The organism is Knoellia terrae (assembly GCF_048606435.1).
GTDB classification, from domain to species: domain Bacteria; phylum Actinomycetota; class Actinomycetes; order Actinomycetales; family Dermatophilaceae; genus Knoellia; species Knoellia terrae.
Genome location: NZ_JBMBWH010000003.1, coordinates 174130 through 196647, shown reverse-complemented (window position 1 = coordinate 196647; position 22518 = coordinate 174130). Strand labels below are relative to the sequence as shown.

Genomic DNA, 22518 nt, shown 5'->3' with positions numbered 1-22518 from the left:
ACGGCACCGTGTGTCAGGGTCCGAGCGTGCCGTTGCAGGCAGAGGTGCCACCAGTGGGAGCGGCTGAACCTGTGGACGACGCACCACCGTCCGCCGCCCTGTGGAGGGCGACGGACGGCGGACGGCTTCACACGACCCGGGTGCTCACTGCATCGTCAGCGCGTACATCTCGAACCGCACGTCCCTGGGCAGGGTGATCGACTGAAGCTGCTTCGAGGGATCGGTTGCGCCGGATGCCGCGAAGAGCTGCACCGGAGGTCCGTCGACCCCCTGACCGGCGCGGATGCGGTGGTCCATCGCCCGCGCCACCGTGTTGCCGTTGCGACCGCTCCCGGCAGCCCAGTCGGTGAGCGCGACGGGGACGTCCTTGACCGAGCCGTCGGTGTAGGTCACGCGTAGCGCCGTCGTGACGTCACCGCCGTGCGACGCCCCGACGAGGCGCAGCGTCGAGTGGGCGCCGGCCGGCACGAGCAGGGTCTGCCCACGAGCTTCCACGAAGTTGGGCGTGGCCCCTTCTGGTGACGGGACGGCATACGTCACACCGTCCTGCACCCAGGAACCGGCCTCCGGCATCAGGGCGGCATCGTAGCTCCACCCGCCACCGTCGAAGTTGCCCTGGGTCGAGGCAGCCACCGTGGCAGTCCCGTCGTGGTTGCGCTCCCCTGCGAGGTCGACCGCACAGGGTGAGGCCCCGGCGGCGCAGGTCAGCGGCGTCTTGAGCGTCACGGTGAGGGTGCGCACGACGTCCGGGACCCCGGGCGCCGACGCGGTCACCACGACCTCGTGGTCCCCGGCCGAGACACCGGCGGGAAGCCCGAGGGTCACCGGGACGGCGGCCGAGGCCGGCACGCCGTTGCTCTTGAGCACCGTCTCGCTCGTCACCGGCGCCGTCGTCCACCCCGCAGGGGGGTCGACGGTCACCGTGGCCGGCAGGCTCTTCTGCGCCTGGCCAATGAGGTCGACGACGAAGCGCCCCGAGGTGGAGCCGGTCGGCAGAACGAGCGGGCTCGGGCGGAGCGACATGCTCAGGCTGACCGCGGACGACCCCTTGGAGGTCGACACGGTGGGCGGCACGTCCGACGGGAGCGTGCCCCACGCGCTGGGAGTCGTGCCGACCGTGTGGGCGAGGGACCCACCCGAGCGGATCGCGTCCCAGTCGACCCAGCTCTTCGTCGAGCGGGACCCGTTGACCGAGAGCGTCTGCACGTAGCGGCGCTCGTCGGAGACGCCGGGGGCGGTGATCGTGAGGGTGCCGCCCTGACGCGCCGTGCCCGTCTGCGGGCGCGCGACGGTGATGTCGGTCCGCTCGAACTGCGGCGACGAGACGACGAAGTAGTTCGCTCCGCTCATGGACGGGTGCAGGCCCCACGAGGACAGGACGTACCACGCGGACATCGTGCCGAGGTCGTCGTTGCCGGTCATGCCGTCGGGGCCGGGGTTGAACAGCGTGTATGCCGCCCGCGCCACCGTTGCCGTCTTGGCCGGCTCCCGGACCCACGCGTACATGTAGGGGGCGAGCAGGTCGGGCTCGTTGTTCGGGTTGTAGGTCGGCTTGCTGTAGTAGGCATAGGTCGCCTCGATCCAGTCCTCGCGCACCGTCCGCTCGGGGTCCACGAGCAGGTCGTCGTACGCGAAGAAGGCGTCGAGGCGCTCCGAGGTGGCCTCACGCCCGCCCATGAGCCGGACGAGGTCGGCCGGGTCCTGGGGAACCAGCCACTGGTACTGGTAGGCGCCGCCCTCATGGAAGGCGCGCGCCGCGGCCACCGGCTCGTACGGGTCGAGCCAGGCGCCGTCCTCGAGTCGGGGCCGGAACGTACCCGTCGTCGCGTCGAAGAGGTTGCGGTAGCTGCGTCCGCGCTCGTCGAACATCACCGCGTCCGCGGTCCGGCCCAGGCCCTTGGCCATGATCGCCAGCGAGGCGTCCGCCGCGGCGTACTCGAGCGTCGCCGACGCCGGGTGCACGCAGTCGTTGTCGCCGCCGTGGTGAACGCAGTCCGTGCCGAGCTCGAGCCCGAACGGGATGTAGCCGAGCTTCTCGTAGTAGTGCTGGCCGCTGCGGCCGTTGAACGGGCTGTCGACCGGGGGTCGCTCCGTGGCGTTCTGGCGCAGCAGCGCGTAGGCCTCCTCCTCGTGGCCGGCGAGGAAGCCCTTGGACCAGCCCTCGACGAGGAACGGGGTCACCGGGTCGCCGGTCATGATGTTGGTCTCGCTGCTGGCCAACGCCCACCGCGGCAGCCACCCACCTTCGCGACCGATCGCGAGCAGCGACAGGTAGGAGTCGCGGGCGACGTCGGGCTCGAGGATCTCGAGGAGCTGGTTCTGCGGGCGGTAGGTGTCCCACAGCGAGAAGTTCTGGCGGGCCGTCCAGCCGTCGGCCACGTGGACCTTGCCGTCCCACCCGAAGTACTTCCCGTCGACGTCCTCGGCGAGGTTGGGGTGGAGCTGGGCGTGGTAGAGCGAGGTGTAGTACGCCGTCCGCCGTGCCGGCGTGCCGCCGGTGATCCGGGCCTTGCCCAGCTGCCGCTCCCACCGGCTGGTGAGCGCGGCGCGGGTGGCGTCGAAGTCGAAGGAGTCCGTGGTCTCCGCCGCGAGGTTGGCCCGCGCCCCGGCGACTCCCGTGTAGCTGACCCCTACCTTGAGAACGCTGCTCGAGGTGCCCTCCGGGAAGGTCACCCAGGCGCCGTTGGCGCCGTTCCTCGTCGACGCGTCGCGGTCCCCGGGTGTACGGGTGGAGCCGGACCAGGTGCCGAAGCTCTCGAAGGGCGCGTCGAACTGGGCCGAGAAGTAGATCGTGTGCTGGTCCTTGCCGGCGCAGAAGTTGCCGTTGGAGATGCGGCCCTCGATCGTCCGGTCCCCCACGACCGTCACTTCGGACTCGAACACCGTGCTGTTGGCCTTGCCCGTGTTGAACAGCACGTTCGCCTGCGTGCCCTCGGGGAAGGTGTAGCGCTGCCACCCGGTCCGGTCCGTCGCGGTCAGCTCCACGTCGATGTCGTACTCCGACAGCCCGACCCGGTAGTACCCCGGAGTCGCCTCCTCGTCGTCGTGCGAGAAACCGCTGCGGTATGCCGTGGAGTCCGTCGTCGTGACCGCTCCCGTCGTCGGCATCACCGGGAGCTCACCCACCACCGGGCAGCCGACGCCGGAGAGGTGGGTCTGGCTGAAGCCGTGGATCATGGACTGGGAGTAGTCGTAGCCGCCCTCTCCCCCGGTGTCCGGGCTGACCTGCACCATCCCGAAGGGCGCGCTCGCGCCGGGGAAGGTGTTGCCGTTGTCCTGGGTGCCGACGAAGGGGTTCACCTCCGACGTGAGCGAGGTGGCGGCCAGCACGGGGTCGGCGAGGACCACCGGGACGACGGCCACGGTGGAGGCGGCGACGCCGAGGACGACGGCGGCGGAGAGGGCGGACCGGGGCAGAAGGCGACGCATGGTGCTCCTAGTGGGGCGACGGTGATCCACGAGCGGGTTCCCTCACCCTCCCGACGGTCCTCGGAGGGGTCAAACGGGAAGCGCGCTCCTGTCCGATGAGGTGTCCCGACCGGACAGGACCCACCTCCCTCTCCTGTCGCGGGCGCCGTGGAACACTGCACCCCATGAACGACCGCCTCAAGAACGGCGCACTGGCAGGTCTGCTCGTCCTGACTCTCGTGCTCGTCGGGTTCTCCCTGCGCAGCCCGGCGACGCCCTCGGTAACCCCCGGCGCGGGCTCCGGCGCCGGCGCTGGCGCCGGCTCGCGTGCGGGCACCGGTGCGGCCACCGGGTCGGTCCGCCCCTCCCCCTCGGCCACTGCTCCCGCGACCTCCGGACCGGTGGTCTTCCTCGGGGACTCCGTCACCGAGGGCACGGCGGCATCGAGCCCGGCCAAGCGCTGGACCGCTCTGGTCGCGGCCGAGCTGGGTCAGAAGGAGGTCAACCTCGGGCACGCCCGCACCGGCTACCTGCGGAAGGGACCGGCCGACTCCTGCGGCGGGGACCGCTGCCCGAGCTTCGAGGAGGCCGTCGCGGACGTCGTCGCCGCCAAACCGTCGACGGTCGTCGTCACCGGCGGCGGGAACGACACCGGTCTCCCGGCCGAGGACGTTGCCGAGGCCGTCTCGACCACGCTGGCGTCCCTGCGCAAGGGCCTCCCGGAGGCCCGGGTCTACGTGGTCAACCCGTGGTGGGACCTGCGTGAGGTGCCGGACTCGCTGGCTGCGCTCACCGCCACCGTCAGGGCCGCTGCGACGACGGCGGGGGCGACCTTCCTCGACACCAAGCAGCCCCTCGTCGGGCAGCCGGACCTCATGGTCGAGGGCGGCACCAACCCCAACGACGCCGGTCACGAGGCCCTCGCCGAGGCAGTCACGGCCGCGATCGGACAGCAGCCGAACGCCTGACAGGCCCCCCTTGCGCCCTCTAGTCTGAGGGTCACGGACCGCCGGGCAGTTCCCGGCAGCGCAGGGGCGCACGAGCGCCCCGGGAAGTTGACCTCGGACATGCGACGCATTCGCCCCTCGCGGGTCGCGGCAGGACTCGCCGCGTCCGTGGTCGCCGTTGCGCTGACGGTCGGTGGTGCAGCCGCCGAGCCCGTCGACCCGAGTCCGTCGAGCGTTCTCGAGCCGACATCGGAACCCACTCCGACGCCTGACCCGACACCCACCCCCGACCCGACGCCCACCCCCACGCCGGAACCATCGGTCACGCCGCAGCCCACCGAGACACCGGCGCCCACCACGACGCCGACCACGACGCCGACCACGTCGCCGAGCGCCACTCCGGCGCCCACGACCACACCGGAGCCGGGGTCGACGCCGCGCCCGACGACCCGACCGACTCCGCGACCCCCGGCTCCGTGGCAGCCGCCCCGCATCGACGACCCCGACAATGGTCCGCGGTCCTTCGACCCCGACGTCACCCTCAGCACCACCGAGCTCGGCAGCCAGGTCGCGGCGGCCGAGCAGATCTGGGCGCAGATCACCGCCTCCAACACCGGCCTGTCGGTCGCGCTCAAGGAGCAGCAGTCCCTCGCGAGCAGGTCCAACGCCCTCCTGGAGTCGCTGACCGAGGCGAGGGCGACGGAGCAGGCCGCCACCGCCTCCGCAGCGCAGGCTGCCGTCGAGCTGGGCGTCCTGAAGGGGCGCCTCGACCGGGCCCGGGCGATCGTGCGCGAGTGGGCCTTCCAGGCCTACGCCGAGGGCGGGTCCGGCGGTGAGCTGCTCTCCTTCCTCGACGCCATGCAGGCCGAGGAGGCAGAGGTGGGCGACCCGCTCGGCGACCTCTCCTACCTCACCGACCAACGGGTCCGTGCCGTGGACGAGGTGCGCGTGCTCACCACGCGCCAGGACGAGCTCACCGCCAGCCGCACCGCCGCACAGAAGGCGGCAACCGCGGCCTCCGCCAAGATCGCCCGCGAGAAGGCCGCGCTGGACGTCCTCGTCCGCACCCAGCAGGCCAAGCTGGTGCAGCTCCAGAAGTCGCACGCCGCCGACGTCGCCAAGGCCGGCCCGATCGCCGCCTACCTCGCGGGCATCCAGACTCCCGCGGCCAAGGCGGCATACGCCAAGCTCGTCGAGGTTCTCGGAAGGACCTTCGAGAGCAGCCGCCCCATCGACCAGCCCTGCAGCACCGCGTCCGGGGCCTACCCCAACGGCATGTACCCGACGAGCGCGCTGTGCCCGTTGTGGCAGGCCCCCGCCGAGATGCTGTCGCCACGGGCGGCAGCCGCGTTCAACGCGATGACCCAGGCCTATGCCAAGCAGACCGGAAGCCCGATCTGCGTCACCGACTCCTACCGCTCGTTGAGCCAGCAGTACGTCACCAAGGCCAAGCGCGGACGCTTCGCGGCCCGTCCCGGCACGAGCCGTCACGGCCTTGGCATGGCCCTGGACCTCTGTGGCGGGATCAACAACTTCGGCTCCCCCGCCCACCTGTGGATGAAGCAGAACGCGCCCCTCTACGGGTGGTTCCACCCCAGCTGGGCAGGCCCGAACGGCGCGACCCCCGAGCCGTGGCACTGGGAGTTCGCGGGCTGAGTCGTCGTACTCGCGCGGACCCCCCGTCCGATGTGCGACAGTTCGGCGCATGACGACGCAGTCAGACCTCGCCCGCGCGGAGGACTACGCCACGAACGAGCACTACCAGCGCCCCTGGTACTGGTACGACTGGGCCAACTCGGCCTTCGTGACGACGACGGCGACGGTGCTCTTCGGGCCCTACCTCACCTCGATCGCGACCGAGGCGGCCTGTCCGGGGCTGGCCGAGAACGCCGACTGCACGACCGACCTCAACGTCCTCGGACTGCCCATCGACCCGGGCTCGCTGCACCCCTACACCGTCGGCCTCTCGACCTTCGTCGGTGCGCTGCTCCTCATCTTCGTCGGGGCGATCGCCGACCGGACCAAGCGGCCCGCCCGCCTCATGGCGCTCTTCGCCGGCATCGGCGCGGTGGCCGCCTCGGCGATGTTCTTCGTCGAGGGCACCAACTGGGGTCTCGGCGTCCTGCTGCTCATGGTTGCCAGCATCGCGCTGGGGGCCTCGCTCGTCGTCTACGACGCCATCCTCGTGCGCATCGCCCACCCCGACGACCGCGACAAGGTGTCGTCGCGCGGCTGGGCGCTGGGCTACCTGGGCGGGGGGATCCTGCTCGCGATCAACTTCCTCATGCTGAGCCGGTCGGACGCCTTCGGCGGGACCGGGCAGGCCGTGCGGATCAGCATGCTCATGGCGGGCCTCTGGTGGGGCCTGTTCACGCTCATCCCGGTGCTCGGCATGTGGCAGCTCCGTGGTGTCCAGCGTCCGGTGGTCGCGGCCCGTGCCGGCGTGCTCGGCGGCACGTTCCGCCAGCTCGCGGACACGTTCCGCCACCTGCGTTCCCTGCGCCAGACGCTGCTCTTCCTCGTCGCCTACATGTTCTTCAACGACGGCATCCAGACCGTCATCGGGCAGTCCAGCCTGTACGGGACGGCCGAGCTCGGCTTCTCGGAGACGACGATGCTCACGCTGTTCCTCATGGTGCAGTTCGTCGCCTTCGGGGGTGCCCTCCTCTTCGGTCAGGTCGCCCGCCGGCTGGGGGCCTGGCGCACCGTGCTCGGCGGGATCGGGCTGTGGGTGCTCGTCATCATCGCGGCCTACTTCGTCCCCGAGAAGGCCCTGACCGCGCTCTTCGCGCTCGGGGTCGGCATCGGACTCGTCCTGGGCGGCACCCAGGCACTGGCCCGCTCGATGTACTCCCAGCTCGTCCCCCGCGACCGCGAGGCGGAGTTCTTCAGCCTCTACCAGGCGCTCGAGCGCGGCACGAGCTGGTTCGGGGCGGTCATCTTCGGCGTCGTGCACCAGGTGACCGACTCCTACCGGCCGGCGATCCTCGCGCTCATCGTGTTCTTCGTCCTCGGCGGGGTGCTCCTGGCCAAGGTCGACATGCCGCGCGGGATCCGGGAGGCCGGCAACGAGGTCCCGGCGGTCGTCTGAGTCCGCTAGACTGAGGGGTCGCGCCGATTGGGCGTGAGCCACGTCACAGGGGGAACGCTCACCCCGCAGAGGGTGCAGTGAAGTCATCGCTGCCCCGGAACAACACCCGTTCCTCGCGCGTTCCACCCTATGACACCCGGTGTTGGACCCATCCGCCGGGATCCACGAAACTCGTTGGGAGTAACCCCATGGCAGAACGCAGCCTGCGCGGCAGCCGTCTCGGCGCCCTCAGCATGGAGACGGACGAGAACGTCGTCCCGAGCGAGCGTCAGATCACCACCTACCTGTGCCCCCAGGGCCACCGGATCGAGCTCCCCTTCTCGATCGAGGCCGAGATCCCCGCCGTGTGGGAGTGCCGTTGCGGCGAGGAGGCCAAGCTCCAGGGCGGCGGCCCCGAGCCCGAGGCCAAGCCCGTCAAGCACGTCCGCACCCACTGGGACATGCTGCTCGAGCGCCGCTCCATCCCCGAGCTCGAGGAGCTCCTCGAGGAGCGCCTCACGCTGCTGCGGGCCAGCCGCGGCGAGAAGCCGGGCAAGAAGAAGTCCGCCTGAGGCGGTCCCCGACCAGCATTCGTATGCCGTGTGCCCGACGTGGGCACACGGCATACGTGCGTCTGGAGCGGGGACGCCCCGTCGCTCAGTCGACGACCTCGCCGCGGATCGTGCCCTGGGGGCCGGACTCCCCCGGTCCCCCGCGGAACGGCATCCGCACGAGGACCCGGCTGGCGACGAACGCCTCGAGGAGGCGGCGGGCGAACACCCGGGTGAAGGGCAGGACGAAGATGAGCCCGACGAGGTCGCTGACGAACCCGGGCAGCAGCAGGAAGGCCCCGCCGATGAGGACGAGCACCCCGTCGGCGATCTCGCGGTTGGGCATCCGGCCGGTCCGCGAGGCCTCGCGCAGCGCCTTCCAGGTGCGTGATCCCTCACGCCGCATGAGCCACGTCCCGAGCAGGGTGAGCAGAAGCAGCGCGAGCAGCGTCCAGCCCAGCCCGACCGTCCTGCCCACGGCGACGAGCACGGCGATCTCGACAATGGGCGCGACGACCAGCCCGACGAGCACGAAGGTGAGCCAGCGCGGCCGGCGCCGACGTCGCGCGTAGGGGGTGGAGCCGATCGGATGGGTCACAACTGGTGCCAACGCGCGCGCCCGGCGAGCCGTTCCCTCACCTGGTCGGCGCGACGCCGCACTCCCCAGACGGTGATCCGCCCGAGCGACTCGCGCACGATGCTCTGGTCCATCTTGGACTCCCCGATCTCTCGCTCGACGAAGGTGATCGGCACCTCCACGACGTCGAGCCCGGCCGCGACGGCGCGACGGGTGAGGTCGACCTGGAAGCAGTACCCCGCGGACTCGACGCTGTGCAGGTCGAGGCTGCGCAGGGCGTCCGCGCGGTACACCCGGTATCCGGCGGTGGCGTCATGCACGGACATCCCGAGCAGGATCCGGGTGTAGATGTTGCCGCCCACGCTCAGCACCTTGCGGTGGGTCGGCCAGTTGACGACCTTGCCCCCGGGCACCCAGCGGGAGCCGATGACGAGGTCGGCGTGCTGCGCCGCCGCCAGCAGGCGGCGGAGGTCCTCGGGTCGGTGGGACCCGTCGGCGTCCATCTCGACGACCGCGTCGTAGCCCTGCTCGAGGGCCCAGGCGAAGCCGTGGAGGTAGGCCGCCCCGAGACCTTCCTTGCCGGCGCGGTGGATGACGTGCACCTGGTCGTCGCCGCCGGCCAGCTCGTCGGCGACCTCCCCGGTGCCGTCCGGCGAGCTGTCGTCGAGCACGCAGACGTCGACCTCGGGGACCGCACGGCGCACCCGCTCGACGATGGTCGGCAGGTTCTCGCGCTCGTTGTAGGTCGGGATGAGCACGACGACGCGGTCGAGGCTCGGACGCTCAGTCACACGTGGTCCTTCGGGGGTCGCTCGGTTTCAGGTCGCTCGACCCTAACGCCTCGCCCACGCACGCCCGCGACGAGGACGAACACCAGGAGCACCGCAACCGCCAGCCGCTCCGGCCAGGGCCCCAGGCGGTCGGCGAGCGTGAGGTCGGTGCGGATGGGGACCGAGGCGATGCGCTGCTCGGCCGTGAACAGCCCGGTCTTGCCGGTGACCGACCCGTCGGGGGCGATGAAGCCCGAGACGCCGACGGTGGACACGTGGGCGACGGACCGGCCGTGCTCGATGGCCCGGATCCGGGAGATGGCGAACTGCTGCTCGGACTCGGCGGTGTAGCCGAACGTCGCGTTGTTGGTCTGGACGAGCAGGAGGCTCGCGGCCTTGCCCGGCTGGGTCACCGAGTCGCGCATGAGGCCGTCGTAGGCCACCTCGAAGCAGATCGTCGGCAGCGCCCAGTAGGCGTCGGAGGGGGCGTCGACGCGGAAGGCGCCGAGGCCCTTGCCCTTGACGAAGTCCCGCGTGACGAGGTCGACCTTGTCGCTGAACTTCCGGAAGAACGAGCGGTAGGGGATGTACTCGGCGAACGGCACCGGGTGGTTCTTGACGTAGCGCTCGGGCTCCCCTCCCCCGGGCCGGTACAGCAGGGAGGCGTTGGAGACGTCGGGCTGGGGCTCCTGGAGGACGGCCCCGACGATGACGGGCACCCCGACCGCCGTCACCGCGTGCTGCACCTGCGCCGCCGCGTCCGGGTTGCGGAGGGGGTCGATGTCCGAGGCGTTCTCGGGCCAGACGACGAGGCTGAGGTCATCGGGCGCCGTCGCACCGACCGCCTCCGTGCCGCGGACGTGGTTGTCGAGCACCGCCCGGCGCTCGGCGTTGAAGTCGAGGCCGGGCCGCGGGACGTTGCCCTGCACCAGAGCGACGGTGACCTGCCGCCCCCCGGTGGCAGGAGTGGCCAGGCCGGGAAGCGCGAGGGCGAGCCCTCCGAGGGCGACCGCGGCCACGGCCCGGCGTGGGTGCCGACGGGCGGTGGCTGCGGCCAGGAGCAGCGCCGTTCCCACGAGCGCCACCGCGAAGCTGACACCGGGTGCGCCGAGCCACTGCGCCACGTTGGCGAGGGGGCTGTCGGCCTGGCTGAACGCGAGCCGGGCCCACGGGAACCCGCCGAACGGTGTCGTGCTCCGGGCCAGCTCCTGGGCGACCCAGGCGAACGGCACGACAACAGCGGTCCGCAGCCCCCACCGTGGTCCCAGCCGCTGCCCGATGAACCCCACGACGGCACACATGGCGCCCACGTAGAGGGCCTGCAGGGTCGCGAGGGCGAACCACGGCAGCTTGCCGACGTAGATGCCCGACCACGACAGGACGGGCACGAAGAAGGCCCACCCAGCGAGCATCCCGAGGCCGAACCCGCGGCGTGCCCCGACGTCGAGCGTCACTCCGCCGAGCAGCGCCACGGCTACCGGCGCCAGCCACCACAGGTCGTGCTCGGGGAAGGCCAGCCAGAGCAGCACACCCGAGACGAGCGCGCCGAGGAGGCGAAGGGCATACGGGATTCGCGGTGGCACGGAGCCACCGTAGGTCACCGACCTCAGCGCGGTGGCACCACCACGACGCCGCGGGCCGTCGTCGCGACGACGGGCGGGTCGAGGACGTCCGCTGCCGACTCGCCGCGCTCCGGGTTGCCCCGGGCGACGACGCGGACAGCGAACTCCATCTCGCGGCTGCGGGTGCCCACGCGGACCAGTCTCGCCTCGATCTCGATGCAGTCCCCGGCGCGCACGGGGGCGAGGAACTGCACGTCGCTGTAGGACGCGAACAGGCCTTCGTCGCCGTCGGTGACGATGCACATCTCGGTGGCGACGTCGCCGAAGGCGGCGAGCGAGTAGGCGCCGTCCACGAGGTTGCCGGCGTAGTGGGCATGGCTGTAGGGGACGTAGCGGCGGTGCAGGACCGTCGTGCCCGTCGGGTCGTCGCGTTCGGTCATGGTGCTCATGCTCCCTTGCTGTGGGCCGCGGAGCCCTGGGGGACGAGGGCGTGGACGAGGTAGCTGGCCACCTCGCCGGGGGTGGTCCCGCGCCCGAAGATGCGGTCGACACCGAGAGCCGCCTGCGAGCCCTCCTCGAAGCGCGGGCCGCCGACGACGAGGAGCGGCACCTTGCCGGCCGGGAAGGCCTCTCGGAAGGCGGCCGACATCGCGGTCGTGTTGTGGATGTGCGCGTCGCGCTGGGTGACGACCTGGCTGACGAGGACGGCGTCGGCCTTCTCCTCGCGGGCGCGCTCGACGAGGTCGGGCACGAGGACCTGGGCGCCGAGGTTCACGACCTTGATCTCGCGGTGGTACTCGAGGCCCTTCTCCCCCGCGAACCCCTTGATGTTGAGGATGGCGTCGATGCCCACGGTGTGCGCGTCGGTGCCGATGCAGGCGCCGACGACGACGAGCTTGCGGTGGAGCCGGCGCTTGATCGCGGCGTTGATCTCCTTGCCGGAGAGCAGCGGGAACTCGCGCTCCACGACCTCGACGAGGCCGGGCTCGACGAGGTGCTTCACCGAGCCGTAGACGACGAAGAAGGTGAACGCGTCCCCGATGGACTTGTGGTGCACGACGATCGCCGGCTCGATGCCCATCCTCCCGGCGAGCTGGAGGGCGGCCCCCTCGGCGCGCTTGCCGTTCGGCATGGGCAGCGTGAAGGAGACCTGCACCATGCCGTCGCCGGTCTGGTCGCCGTAGGGACGGATCACTTGGGGGACGGCGCCGACGTCGTCGGCGGGGCGGCTCGACGCGCTCATCGGGTCTGTCCGTTCTCGAGGAGGGTGATCGCGGGGTTGTCGTAGCCGGCCGCGCGCTCGACGACGCCGTCGAGGCCCTTGCCGGCCGTGGCCGGTCGCTTCATCTCGCCGAAGGTGCCGTCGGCGATGGCCTCGAGGAGCGGAGCCTTCCCGGGCTCGTCGGTGATCTGCTGCAGGAGGTCGATCGCCTCGGAGAGCACCTGGCGGGCGCGGGTCTGGATGAAGCCGTCGCGCGGCGGGTGGAAGTCCTCGGTCAGTCCCCCGGCGGCGCCCAGGACGTAGCGGACGTTCTGCAGGGCGATGTCGCGGTCGGAGATCCACGGCGTCACGACCGCCTCGGTCATCATCCCGACGAGCAGGATGCTCTGGCCGGTGAGGGCGCCGGCGAGGTTGAAGAACCCGTCGAGCAGGTTGCCCCGGAACACGTCCCCCGTCATGTGCTTCGTCGGCGGCATCCACTTCAGCGGCGCGTCGGGGAAGAGCGTGCGGGCCAGCAGGGCGTGCGCGAGCTCCATGCGGAAGCTGTCGGGCAGCTCGGGGTTGATCTCGAAGGCGTGGCCCAGCCCGAGCTGCCAGTCCTCGAGCCCGGCCTCCTTGGCGAAGTACTCGTTGAGCAGCTGGCTCACCGTCACGGTGTGCGCCGCCTCGACCGCGTCGCTGGTCGTGAGGTAGTTGTCCTCGCCGGTGTTGATGATGATCCCGGCCCGGGCGTGGACCTGGCGGCTGAAGCGCTGGTCGACGAACGTGCGGATCGGGTTGATGTCGCGGAAGAGGATGCCGTACATCGAGTCGTTGAGCATCATGTCGAGGCGCTCGAGGCCGGCGAGCGCCGCGATCTCGGGCATGCACAGGCCGCTCGCGTAGTTGGTCAGTCGGATGTAGCGTCCGACCTCCTTGCTCGTCTCGTCGAGCGCGGCCCGCATGAGCCGGAAGTTCTCCTGGGTGGCGTAGGTTCCGGCATACCCCTCACGGGTCGCGCCCTCGGGCACGTAGTCGAGCAGGCTCTGCCCGGTCGAGCGGATGACGGCGATGACGTCCGCGCCCTCGCGGGCGGCGGCCTGCGCCTGCGGGATGTCCTCGTGGATGTCGCCGGTGGCGACGATGAGGTAGATCCACGGGCGCTGAGCCGGGTCGCCGTGGCGCCTGACCAGCCGGTCCCGCTTCGCCCGCTGCGCGTCGATGGTCCGTATGCCGCGTGCCACGGCCGAGCGCGACTGCTTCGCTGCCGCCGTGGCGTCCTTGCCCTCGGGGACCCGGAAGTCGACCGAGCGGCTGCTCGCCATCTGCGCGAGGGTCAGCAGGTCGGGTGCGGCACCGCGACGCAGGGCGTCCCACACGGGCAGGGTGACCCCGTGCTCCAGGCCGGCGCCCTCGCGGACGGCGTCGACGAGGTGGTTGACCCACGGCACGCGCTCGTGGTCGGCGCCGGCCAGACCGGCCAGCCGCAGGGTGGCCCGCTCGACCGAGACGGTCGTGTGCCGGTTGGCGATGCGGACGACGGGCCGGCCCACGGTGCGGGCGAGTGAGCGCGCGCGGCGGACGTCGGCCCGGTCGAGCTCGAGGAGGGGGCGGGGGCGTGGAGACACGACGGCAGGCTACCAATGATGCCGACGATCTTCCGGCCGCCACGGTCCTGCGCCGCAAGATCACCGGTGAGCGTGCCGGTCAGCCCAGTACGGCAAGGCAGGCGCGGGCGATCTCGAGCTCCTCGTTGGTCGGCACCACCCAGGCCGCGACCCGGCTGCCCGCCGTGGTGACCCGTCGCTCGGTGCCACGGCCGTCGTTCGCGGCCTCGTCGAGCTCGACACCGAGGACCTCGAGGTCGGAGAGGACGGCCGAGCGCACGGCGCTGCTGTTCTCCCCGATGCCACCGGTGAAGGCGATGGCATCGACACGCCCCAGTAGGACGGCATACGCGCCGACGTACTTCCGCAGGCGGTGGACCATGACGTCGAAGGCGAGCGTGGCGTCGGGATCGCCGGCGGCCCGGCGGTCCTCGACCTCGCGCAGGTCGGACGCACCGGTGAGCCCCTTGAGTCCGCTGGCCTTGTTGAGCGCGTCGTCGTAGGCCGACGGGTCGAGCCCGGCGACCCGTCCGAGGTAGGCGCCGAGCGCCGGGTCGACGTCACCGGAGCGGGTGCCCATGACGAGACCCTCGAGCGGCGACATCCCCATGGAGGTGTCGACGCTGCGGCCACTGCGCACGGCACAGGCGCTGGCGCCGTTGCCGAGGTGCAGGACGATGACGTTGCAGTCCTCGGGGGCGCGTCCGAGCAGCTCGGCGGTGCGGCGGGACACGTAGCGGTGGCTCGTGCCGTGGAAGCCGTAGCGACGCACGCGGTGCTGCTCTCGCCACGGCGCCGGCACGGCATACGTGAAGGCCTCGGCCGGGAGCGTCTGGTGGAAGGCGGTGTCGAAGACCGCGACCTGCGGGACGTCGGGGAAGGCGGCGCGGGCCCCGCGGATGCCTTCGAGGTTGCCCGGGTTGTGCAGTGGCGCCAGCGGGACCAGGTCCGTGATGGTCGCGACGACGTCGTCGTCGATGACGACCGGCTCGGTGAAGTCGGGGCCGCCGTGGACCACCCGGTGCCCGACGGCGAAGAGCCCCAGCTCGCCGAGGTCCGGCCCGTGCTCGCGCAGGGCCGTGCGAGCCGCGTCGAGGGCCTCCGTGTGGTCGCGGCAGGTGACGTCCTGCTCATGGGTCTCGCAGTCGGAGGTGTGCCGGAGGCGGCCCGGCCCGCCGATGCGCTCGACGAGGCCGGTGGCGGAGGTCTCGCCGGTGTCGGCGTCGAGCACCTGGTACTTGAGCGAGGACGACCCGGCGTTGACGACGAGGACCGTGCGCGGCATCACCATCAGGCGCCGGCCTGGACCGCGGTGATCGCGACGGTGTTGACGATGTCGCGCACGAGGGCGCCGCGCGACAGGTCGTTGACCGGCCGGTTGAGCCCCTGGAGGACCGGCCCGATCGCGACGGCAGACGCACTCCGCTGCACCGCCTTGTAGGTGTTGTTGCCCGTGTTGAGGTCGGGGAAGACGAGCACGGTGGCACGGCCGGCCACCGGGCTGTCGCGGAGCTTGGTCGCGGCAACGTACGGGTCGACGGCGGCGTCGTACTGGATGGGTCCCTCGACGAGCAGCTCGGGCGCCCGCTCGTGGACGAGGGCGGTGGCGGACCGCACCTTGTCGACGTCGGCACCCGTGCCCGACTCCCCCGTGGAGTAGGACAGCATCGCCACGCGCGGCTCGATGCCGAAGCCCTTCGCGGTGCGCGCCGAGGAGATGGCGATGTCGGCGAGCTGCTCGGCGGTGGGGTCGGGGTTGACGGCGCAGTCGCCGTAGACGAGCACCCGGTCGGCCAGGCACATGAGGAAGACGCTCGACACCACCGACACGTCGGGTGCCGTCCGCACGATCTCGAGCGCCGGACGGATCGTGTGGGCCGTGGTCGTGATGCAGCCGGACACCATCCCGTCGGCGAGCCGCTGGTGCACCATCATCGTCCCGAAGTACGACGGGTCGACCACGCGGTCGCGGGCCTGGTCGAGGGTCACGCCCTTGTGCGAGCGCAGCGCGGCGTACTCCGCCGCGAAACCCTCTCGCAGAGGGCTCGTCGCCGGGTCGACGATCTCCGCGCGCGTGATGTCGACCCCCAGCCGGGCGGCGTTCGCCCTCACCCTCTCCTCGCTGCCGAGGAGGGTGAGCCGGGCGATGCCCCGGGCCAGCACGGTGTCGGCGGCGAGCAGGATCCGGTCCTCGGCGCCCTCGGGCAGGACGATGTGGGCGTCGGCGGCGCGGGCGGCGTCGACGAGGCGGTGCTCGAACATCAGCGGCGTCACGGCTCCGCCGCCGGTCGTCGGGACCGGTCCGAGCAGGGCCTCGGCGTCGAGCTCCCGCTCCACCATGGCCACCGCCGCATCGAGCTTGCGGGTGGAGTCCGGGGTGAGCCGGCCGCGAGCGGCGCCCAGGCTGCTCGCGGTGGCCATCGTGCCGCCGTCGGTGGCGATGATCGGCAGGACGACGTCGAGCCCGTCGATGAGGCGCTCCACCTGGGGCGGCAGCGGGAACCCGCCGTTGAGCACGATCCCCGACAGGCTGGGGAACGTCTTCGACCGGTGCGCCAGGAGCACGCCGATCACGACGTCCTCGCGGTCGCCCGGCACGATGACGACACCACCGTCGATGAGCCGGTCCAGGACGTGGGGCATCGTCATGGCGGCGACGACGAGGCCCAGGGACTCGCGGTCGAGCGCCGCCTCGTCGCCGTGGACGAGTCGGCCCGAGCACGCATCCATGAGGTCGCGCACGGTGGGCGCGCGCAGCAGCGGCGTCTCGGGTAGTGCCTGCGCCGGCACACCGACCCGGTCGCCGACGGCCGCCCGCGTCTCGTCGAGCACCGCCGGGTCGACCTGGTTGGCGACCACACCGGTCACGTGCGCATGGACCCCACGGGCGGCGACGACCGCCATCTCCGCGGAGGTGGCGATCTCGGCCGGCGTCTGTCCGCGAGCCGGGACGACGAGGAGGAGCCGGGAGCCCAGGTGGGCGGCCACGGTCGCGTTGACGGTGAACTCGGTGGGTGCCGCGACGTCCGTGAAGTCGGACCCCACGACGAGCACGACGTCGTGCGCGCCGGCGACGTCGTGGTAGCGGTCGACGATGGTGCCCATGGCGCGCTCGGGCGAGTCGTGGAGGTCGTCGTAGGTGACCCCGCACGCCTCCTCGACCGACTGGGTGCCGGGCAGCCGGGCCAGCAGGGTCCGCACCAGCTCGTCGGGCTCCCCTGCCCGGACGATCGGCCGGAACACCCCCACGCGACCGGCTCGTCGGCTCAGCTGGTCCAGCAGGCCGACCGCCACGGCCGACTTGCCGGACCGTGCCTGAGTTCCCGCGATGTAGATGCTCGTGACCACACGAGCGAAACTACCGTGCCTCGGCGAGCCGGCCTTCGAACAGCGCCCGGACCGCGTCGTTGCCGCGGATGAGGTCCAGCGCGTAGGCCGCGTGACCCGGGACGTAGCCGTTGCCGACGAGCATCGTGACGTCCGCGGCGACACCCTCCGCCCCGAGTGCGGCGGCCGCGAAGTTCGTCGCCATCGAGAAGAAGATCACCGTGCCGCCGTCCCTCGTGACGAGGATCGCCGGCTGCTCGCAGCCGGTGACGTCGACGCACACGACGGTGAGGTCGGCCGGTCCCCCGGCGGCCTCCAGAGCCTCGGCGAGGCCGAGCGGGTCGCGGGCATCGGCCACGACGACGTGGGTCGCCAGACCGGTGCCCTCGAGGACAGCCGCCTCCGCAGCGTCACGCACCACCGCCACCCGGCGGGTCGCGCCCGCGTCCGCCGCCGCGGCCAGGGAGAGGGAGCCGGACTTGCCCGCTCCCCCGAGCACCACGACCGACGGGCCGGCCTCAGCGGGGTCCTCGGGACTGGTGCGGACGGCATACGTGGAGACGGTGCGGGACACGAGCGCGGGTGCGCCGCAGACATCCATCACCATGAGCGCGAGCTCGGGCGACAGGTCCTCCGGCAGCGTCGCCGCGATGGAGCGGCCGAAGAGGATGGCGTGTCCACGGGCGGGGACGCGCTCGCCCAGCCCGTCCCACCGCTCGAGGCCGTCGCTGATCGCGAGCGGGGTGAGGGAGAGCGAGACCAGGCTCGCCACGCGGTCCCCGACCTCGAGCCCGAGCGGGGAGCGCGGGCCGACCTCGGCGACCGTGCCGATGAGCATTCCGCCGCTGCCGGTGACGGGGTTCTGCATCTTGCCCCGCTCCCCCACGATCTGGAGGACCTCGGCGCGGATCGCGGCCCCCTCACCGGCGTGCTTGTCGTGCAGCTGCCGGTAGGAGGCGGCGTCGAGGTTGAGCGTCTCGATGTCGATGCGCACCTCGTCCGGCCAGATCTCGGCGCGCGGATCGAGGACACGTGCGGCCTGGGGCAGCGAGCCGGCGGGCTCGAGCACGCGGTGGACCCCCAACGGCGAGGAGGTGGTGCGGACGGGCGGGCCGGGCAACACGGGCACGCAAGTTCTCCTGTCTGGCGACACGCGGCGACAAATATTGCGGTAGGGATGTGACGAACGAGTCATCTGTCCGTATCCTCGCAGACATGACGACGAACATCGAGCAGCCCTACGTCTACCGGCGCCGGGAGCTCGTCGAGCCGGACTGGACCCGCTTCCCGGGATGGCGCGCGGTGACCGCCGCCGACTGGGCCAGCGCCCAGTGGCAGCGGGCCCACTGCGTCAAGAACGTCGGGCAGCTGCGCGAGCTCATGGGCGACCTGCTCACCGAGGAGTTCTACGCGGACCTCGAGCGCGACCAGGCCGAGCGCGCGACGATGTCGATGCTCGTCCCGCCGCAGATGCTCAACACGATGGTCAGCGAGATGAGCTGGGCCGACGGCTCGATGCCCGCCGCGGGTGATGCCTTCACCGAGGCGTTCCTCGCCGACCCGGTGCGGCGCTACATGCTCCCCGTCTTCAGCGACCGCCGCACGGACTGGGCCTCGCACCCCTTCGCCGCCCGTGACAGCCTCCACGAGCACGACATGTGGGCGGTCGAGGGCCTGACGCACCGCTACCCCACGAAGGTGCTCGCCGAGATGCTGCCGACGTGCCCCCAGTACTGCGGCCACTGCACGCGGATGGACCTCGTCGGCAACTCCACGCCGCAGGTGCTCAAGCTCAAGCTCGCCGGCAAGCCGGTCGACCGGCACGCCGCGATGCTCGACTACCTCCAGCGCACCCCGCAGGTCCGCGACGTCGTGGTCTCCGGCGGCGACGTGGCCAACATGCCGTGGAAGAACCTCGAGGGCTTCCTCGACAAGCTCCTGCGGATCGACAACATCCGCGACATCCGGCTCGCGACCAAGGCGCTCATGGGGCTGCCGCAGCACTGGCTCCAGGACGACGTCGTCGAGGGCGTGGCCCGCGTCTCCGCGCTGGCCCGCTCGCGCGGCGTCTCGCTCGCCATCCACACCCACGTCAACCACGCCCAGTCGGTCACTCCGCTCGTCGCCGCGGCGTCGAAGGCGATGCTCGAGGCGGGCGTGCGCGACGTCCGCAACCAGGGCGTGCTCATGCGTGGCGTGAACGACACCAGCGCGGACCTGCTGGACCTCTGCTTCGCCCTGCAGGACGAGGCGATGGTCACGCCGTACTACTTCTACATGTGCGACATGATCCCCTTCTCGGAGCACTGGCGGCTCGCGCTGCACGAGGCCCAGCACCTGCAGCACACGATCATGGGCTACCTCCCCGGCTTCGCGACGCCGCGCATCGTCTGCGACGTCCCGTTCGTCGGCAAGCGGTGGGTGCACCAGGTCGACAGCTACGACCGGGACAAGGGAATGTCGTTCTGGCGCAAGAACTACCGCACCTCCATCGAGGGTGAGGATGCGGCTGCCCTGTCGCGCGAGTACGTCTACTACGACCCGATCTACACCCTGCCCGAGGCCGGGCAGGCCTGGTGGCGCAGCAACACCGACGTCGAGCAGGTGCACGCCGCGGCCCTCGCCGGTGCGGGTGCCAGCCGCGACGCCTCGGCACGCGACCTGGACTAGGAGGGTGAGCGGGCGGCATACGCTCGCGACATGGGACGCAAGGACCGCGGTGGTTCCGTCGGCACTCCGGCGACGGTCGCGTTGACCCGCGCGGGAGTCAGGTATGCCGTCCGGGCCTACGAGCACGACCCTGCGGCCGAGTCGTTCGGACTCGAGGCCGCCGAGGCGCTGGGCGTCGACCCGGCGCGGGTCTTCAAGACGCTGCTCGTCGACACGGGCTCGGGGCTCGCCGTGGGCGTGCTCCCGGTCGACCGGCTGCTCGACCTCAAGGCGATGGCCTCCGTGCTGGGGGCCAAGCGAGTGACCATGGCCGATCCCACTGCGGCAGAACGCAGCTCGGGCTACGTCGTGGGAGGCATCTCCCCCATCGGGCAGAAGCGAGCACTTCCCACGGTGGTCGACTCCTCGGCTGACGAGCACGACACCGTGCTCGTCTCCGGCGGCAGGCGTGGCCTCGACCTCGAGCTGGCGCCGGCCGACCTCGTGGCCGTCACCGCCGCCCGCAGGGGGCCGATCGCTCGTTAGGACGCCAGCCTGAGGTGGTCGGGCATCTCGCGAACCGCGTTGTCGGAGGCGAGGTAGGTGCCGAGCAGGGTGATGCCGCGAGCGCGGCAGGCCTCGACGACCGCTTGGTGGCAGGCCCGGTCGGCGTCGGTGAAGAGGCCGGAACCGGGGCGTCCGACGGCCGCGACGAGGCCCGGGATCTCGAGCTGCCCCAGGACCGTGCCGAGGACCTGCTGCACCTGCTCCGGCTGGGGCACCCCCATCTCCTCGACGAGCATCGGTGTCGTGCAGACGTGGTCGTCGTCGAGCAGGAGCAGGGCCAGGCAGCCACCCTCGCGAGCGGCCAGCGAGACGACGAGGTCGACGAGGTCTGCTCGCAGGGTCGGGTCGTCGAGGGGCAGGTCGCGCGAGTGCGGTGGCAGGTCGTGGAAGGTCATGCGGCGATCGTGCCGCGAATCCCGCGAGCGGCCCCCGGGTTTTCCACAGGGCTCCGGAACGGCCCTGCTGCTGCTGCTACTCCCAGGGCGTCGAGAGGACCACCGTCGTCTTGGTGGAGACGTTGGCCGCCGCCCGGATCCGGGCCAGGAGCTCCTCGAGCTCGAGCGGCGTGGCCACCCGCACCTTGAGGATGTAGTTCATGTCGCCCGCGACCGAGTGGCACTCCTCCACGGCGTGCAGGTCCCGCAGCCGCTCGGGGATGTCGTCCGGTGCGGCGGGGTCGAGCGGGGTGATCGAGATGAAGGCGGTCATCGCGACACCGACCGCGGCATGGTCGACCCGGGCGGTGTAGCCCTTGATGACCCCGCGCTTCTCGAGCCGCCGGACGCGCTGGTGCACCGCCGACGTCGACATCCCGAGCGCCCGGCCCAGGTCGGTGTAGCTCATCCGTCCGTCGCTCGAGAGCTGCTCCACGATCTTGCGGTCCAGGTCCTCCACGTCGCCAACCCTAGTTCCGGCAGGGCACGATGCTCGGCATGCGCACCGCGAACGCCTCCCGGCGAGCCCCGCGCGGCGCGCCGATCGTCCTCGCAATAGTGCTGGTGTCGTGGCTGGTCTGGCTCGGCTGGTTCGTCACCGCTCCGGACACGAACGCCAACGGGCAGTGCGAGGGGCTGTTCTTCGGGTGCCGGCTCACGCCTCACGACTCGGCCGCATTCGTGGGCTCCCTGGTGCTGCTGCCGCTCAGTCTGCTCGTCGTCGCGGTGACCGGTGTGGTGCGGCTGGTGAGGGTCCGCAGGGGCTCTCCACGCACCGTCTGGGACCTCGTGCTGGGGGTGCTGCTTGCCGCAGCCGTCGTCGCCTGGGTCGTGGGCTCGCTGGCCGGCGCCTTCTGACGGGCGGTGCAATACCCTCGGCGTCATGTCGTCCACGCCGCCTCCTGTTGGCAAGCTGCTCCTGCTCGACTCCGCCTCGCTCTACTTCCGGGCCTTCTTCGGCGTCCCCGACCAGCGGGAGTCCACCGACGAGCCGCCGACCAACGCGCTGCGCGGGTTCCTCGACATGATCGCCACGCTGGTCAACGCCCACCGGCCGACCCACCTCGTCGCGTGCTGGGACGACGACTGGCGGCCCCAGTTCCGGGTGGACCTCATCCCGACCTACAAGACCCACCGGCTCACCGAGGGCAGCGACGTCGTCGAGGAGTCCCCCGACGACCTCACCCCGCAGGTGCCCCTCATCCGTGACGCGCTGACCGCACTCGGCATCCCGCGACTTGGGGCGCCGGGGTTCGAGGCCGACGACGTCATCGGCACGCTCGTCGAGCGTCACCGCGGGCAGATGCCCATCGACGTGGTGACCGGGGACCGGGACCTGCTGCAGCTGATCGACGACGCCCACGGCGTGCGCGTCCTCTACACCGGCAAGGGTGGCGTTCGGGAGCCCGACATCGGGACCCAGGGCTACCTGCAGGAGAAGTACTCCGTCCAGGACGGCGATGCCTACGCCGACATGTCGATCCTGCGCGGCGACACCAGCGACGGCCTGCCCGGCGTCAAGGGCATCGGTGACAAGACAGCGGCGCAGCTCATCGCGGCATACGGCTCCCTCGAGGGACTGCGACGGGCCGTCGCCGACGGCGACCCCGCCATCAAGGGTGCCCGGCGCACCAACCTCGAGGCGGCCAGCGCCTACCTCGACGTGGCACCGCGCGTCGTCCGCGTGGCGCGGGACGCCCCGGTGGCCGAGGTCGACCTCGCCCTGCCCACCACCGTGGCGGACACGCGGCTGCTCAGCGAGCTCGCCTCGACCTACGGCGTGACGAACCCGATCAACCGCGTGCTCGCCGCCCTCCAGATCCCCTGACCCCGGCGCGCCGGTCGGGG

Annotated in this window: 20 protein-coding genes; 8 read left to right on the top strand and 12 right to left on the bottom strand. The window is 71.7% G+C overall.

Annotation, left to right across the window (positions count from 1 at the left end; all coding sequences use genetic code 11):
- Window positions 1-144 precede the first annotated feature (144 nt).
- A complete protein-coding gene (locus tag ACOJV9_RS06110; RefSeq protein ID WP_420184303.1) occupies window positions 145-3429 on the bottom strand; it encodes a GH92 family glycosyl hydrolase in 3285 nt (1094 codons plus the stop codon).
- A 164-nt stretch (window positions 3430-3593) separates the two neighbouring features.
- Between ACOJV9_RS06110 and ACOJV9_RS06105 the strand changes: the two genes are divergently transcribed.
- From ACOJV9_RS06105 to ACOJV9_RS06090, 4 genes are all read left to right on the top strand, one after another.
- Entirely contained in the window at window positions 3594-4376 is a 783-nt protein-coding gene (locus ACOJV9_RS06105; RefSeq protein WP_420184302.1) for an SGNH/GDSL hydrolase family protein, read from the top strand.
- Window positions 4377-4475: 99 nt separating this feature from the next.
- The gene (locus ACOJV9_RS06100) at window positions 4476-6011 is read left to right on the top strand and encodes a M15 family metallopeptidase (RefSeq protein WP_420184301.1); all 1536 of its coding nucleotides are present in this window, start codon (window positions 4476-4478) and stop codon (window positions 6009-6011) included.
- A 49-nt stretch (window positions 6012-6060) separates the two neighbouring features.
- Entirely contained in the window at window positions 6061-7446 is a 1386-nt protein-coding gene (locus ACOJV9_RS06095) for an MFS transporter (protein WP_420184300.1), read from the top strand.
- Between the two features lie 188 nt (window positions 7447-7634).
- A complete protein-coding gene (locus ACOJV9_RS06090; RefSeq protein ID WP_420184299.1) occupies window positions 7635-7997 on the top strand; it encodes an RNA polymerase-binding protein RbpA in 363 nt (120 codons plus the stop codon).
- Window positions 7998-8082: 85 nt separating this feature from the next.
- Here ACOJV9_RS06090 and ACOJV9_RS06085 read toward each other — a convergent pair whose 3' ends face one another.
- The 9 genes from ACOJV9_RS06085 to kdd form a co-directional block, all read right to left on the bottom strand.
- Window positions 8083-8574: an FxsA family protein gene (locus tag ACOJV9_RS06085; RefSeq protein ID WP_420184298.1), complete on the bottom strand. Its 492-nt coding sequence runs from the start codon at window positions 8572-8574 to the stop codon at window positions 8083-8085.
- Window positions 8571-9344, bottom strand: coding sequence for a polyprenol monophosphomannose synthase (locus ACOJV9_RS06080; RefSeq protein WP_420184297.1), 774 nt, complete (start codon window positions 9342-9344; stop codon window positions 8571-8573). Before ACOJV9_RS06080 ends, ACOJV9_RS06085 begins: the two co-directional genes overlap by 4 nt.
- A complete protein-coding gene (lnt, locus tag ACOJV9_RS06075; protein ID WP_420184296.1) occupies window positions 9341-10906 on the bottom strand; it encodes an apolipoprotein N-acyltransferase in 1566 nt (521 codons plus the stop codon). The genes ACOJV9_RS06080 and lnt overlap by 4 nt, the downstream gene beginning before the upstream one ends.
- Before the next feature lie 23 nt (window positions 10907-10929).
- Window positions 10930-11334 carry a 3-aminobutyryl-CoA ammonia lyase gene (gene kal, locus ACOJV9_RS06070; protein WP_420184295.1) on the bottom strand — a complete coding sequence of 135 codons (405 nt, stop codon included), beginning with the start codon at window positions 11332-11334 and terminating at the stop codon, window positions 10930-10932.
- Window positions 11331-12128, bottom strand: a complete 798-nt coding sequence (kamE, locus tag ACOJV9_RS06065; protein ID WP_420184294.1) for a lysine 5,6-aminomutase subunit beta — start codon at window positions 12126-12128, stop codon at window positions 11331-11333. The genes kal and kamE overlap by 4 nt, the downstream gene beginning before the upstream one ends.
- Window positions 12125-13714, bottom strand: a complete 1590-nt coding sequence (kamD, locus tag ACOJV9_RS06060; RefSeq protein ID WP_420184293.1) for a lysine 5,6-aminomutase subunit alpha — start codon at window positions 13712-13714, stop codon at window positions 12125-12127. The genes kamE and kamD overlap by 4 nt, the downstream gene beginning before the upstream one ends.
- A 79-nt stretch (window positions 13715-13793) precedes the next feature.
- Window positions 13794-14978, bottom strand: coding sequence for an acetate/propionate family kinase (locus ACOJV9_RS06055; protein WP_420184468.1), 1185 nt, complete (start codon window positions 14976-14978; stop codon window positions 13794-13796).
- A gap of 5 nt (window positions 14979-14983) precedes the next feature.
- Window positions 14984-17041 (bottom strand): phosphate acetyltransferase, encoded by a 2058-nt coding sequence (gene pta, locus ACOJV9_RS06050; protein ID WP_420184292.1) that lies wholly within the window; start codon window positions 17039-17041, stop codon window positions 14984-14986.
- A 10-nt stretch (window positions 17042-17051) separates the two neighbouring features.
- Window positions 17052-18149: an L-erythro-3,5-diaminohexanoate dehydrogenase gene (gene kdd, locus ACOJV9_RS06045; protein ID WP_420184291.1), complete on the bottom strand. Its 1098-nt coding sequence runs from the start codon at window positions 18147-18149 to the stop codon at window positions 17052-17054.
- Window positions 18150-18235: 86 nt separating this feature from the next.
- Here kdd and ACOJV9_RS06040 point away from each other — a divergent pair, with 86 nt between their 5' ends.
- Both ACOJV9_RS06040 and ybaK read left to right on the top strand, forming a co-directional pair.
- Window positions 18236-19690: a KamA family radical SAM protein gene (locus ACOJV9_RS06040; protein WP_420184290.1), complete on the top strand. Its 1455-nt coding sequence runs from the start codon at window positions 18236-18238 to the stop codon at window positions 19688-19690.
- A gap of 30 nt (window positions 19691-19720) precedes the next feature.
- Entirely contained in the window at window positions 19721-20215 is a 495-nt protein-coding gene (ybaK, locus tag ACOJV9_RS06035; protein WP_420184289.1) for a Cys-tRNA(Pro) deacylase, read from the top strand.
- Here ybaK and ACOJV9_RS06030 read toward each other — a convergent pair.
- Both ACOJV9_RS06030 and ACOJV9_RS06025 read right to left on the bottom strand, forming a co-directional pair.
- Entirely contained in the window at window positions 20212-20631 is a 420-nt protein-coding gene (locus ACOJV9_RS06030) for a hypothetical protein (RefSeq protein WP_420184288.1), read from the bottom strand. The two genes, ybaK and ACOJV9_RS06030, sit on opposite strands and share 4 nt — an antisense overlap.
- A gap of 76 nt (window positions 20632-20707) precedes the next feature.
- Entirely contained in the window at window positions 20708-21130 is a 423-nt protein-coding gene (locus ACOJV9_RS06025; RefSeq protein WP_420184287.1) for an Lrp/AsnC family transcriptional regulator, read from the bottom strand.
- A gap of 38 nt (window positions 21131-21168) precedes the next feature.
- Between ACOJV9_RS06025 and ACOJV9_RS06020 the strand changes: the two genes are divergently transcribed.
- Together ACOJV9_RS06020 and ACOJV9_RS06015 are read left to right on the top strand one after the other, a co-directional pair.
- Entirely contained in the window at window positions 21169-21528 is a 360-nt protein-coding gene (locus tag ACOJV9_RS06020) for a hypothetical protein (protein WP_420184286.1), read from the top strand.
- Window positions 21529-21553: 25 nt separating this feature from the next.
- Window positions 21554-22498, top strand: coding sequence for a 5'-3' exonuclease (locus tag ACOJV9_RS06015; protein ID WP_420184285.1), 945 nt, complete (start codon window positions 21554-21556; stop codon window positions 22496-22498).
- Window positions 22499-22518: the final 20 nt, after the last annotated feature.

What these genes read in the sequence shown, in the direction of transcription:
- ybaK (WP_420184289.1), top strand. Translation starts at nt 19,721, where the DNA reads ATGGGACGCAAGGACCGCGGTGGTTCCGTCGGCACTCCGGCGACGGTC.
- ACOJV9_RS06110 (WP_420184303.1), bottom strand. Translation starts at nt 3,429, where the DNA reads ATGCGTCGCCTTCTGCCCCGGTCCGCCCTCTCCGCCGCCGTCGTCCTC.
- ACOJV9_RS06020 (WP_420184286.1), top strand. Translation starts at nt 21,169, where the DNA reads ATGCGCACCGCGAACGCCTCCCGGCGAGCCCCGCGCGGCGCGCCGATC.
- kamE (WP_420184294.1), bottom strand. Translation starts at nt 12,128, where the DNA reads ATGAGCGCGTCGAGCCGCCCCGCCGACGACGTCGGCGCCGTCCCCCAA.
- ACOJV9_RS06040 (WP_420184290.1), top strand. Translation starts at nt 18,236, where the DNA reads ATGACGACGAACATCGAGCAGCCCTACGTCTACCGGCGCCGGGAGCTC.
- ACOJV9_RS06100 (WP_420184301.1), top strand. Translation starts at nt 4,476, where the DNA reads ATGCGACGCATTCGCCCCTCGCGGGTCGCGGCAGGACTCGCCGCGTCC.
- ACOJV9_RS06090 (WP_420184299.1), top strand. Translation starts at nt 7,635, where the DNA reads ATGGCAGAACGCAGCCTGCGCGGCAGCCGTCTCGGCGCCCTCAGCATG.
- ACOJV9_RS06105 (WP_420184302.1), top strand. Translation starts at nt 3,594, where the DNA reads ATGAACGACCGCCTCAAGAACGGCGCACTGGCAGGTCTGCTCGTCCTG.
- ACOJV9_RS06055 (WP_420184468.1), bottom strand. Translation starts at nt 14,978, where the DNA reads ATGCCGCGCACGGTCCTCGTCGTCAACGCCGGGTCGTCCTCGCTCAAG.
- ACOJV9_RS06095 (WP_420184300.1), top strand. Translation starts at nt 6,061, where the DNA reads ATGACGACGCAGTCAGACCTCGCCCGCGCGGAGGACTACGCCACGAAC.
- kal (WP_420184295.1), bottom strand. Translation starts at nt 11,334, where the DNA reads ATGAGCACCATGACCGAACGCGACGACCCGACGGGCACGACGGTCCTG.
- ACOJV9_RS06030 (WP_420184288.1), bottom strand. Translation starts at nt 20,631, where the DNA reads ATGACCTTCCACGACCTGCCACCGCACTCGCGCGACCTGCCCCTCGAC.
- ACOJV9_RS06015 (WP_420184285.1), top strand. Translation starts at nt 21,554, where the DNA reads ATGTCGTCCACGCCGCCTCCTGTTGGCAAGCTGCTCCTGCTCGACTCC.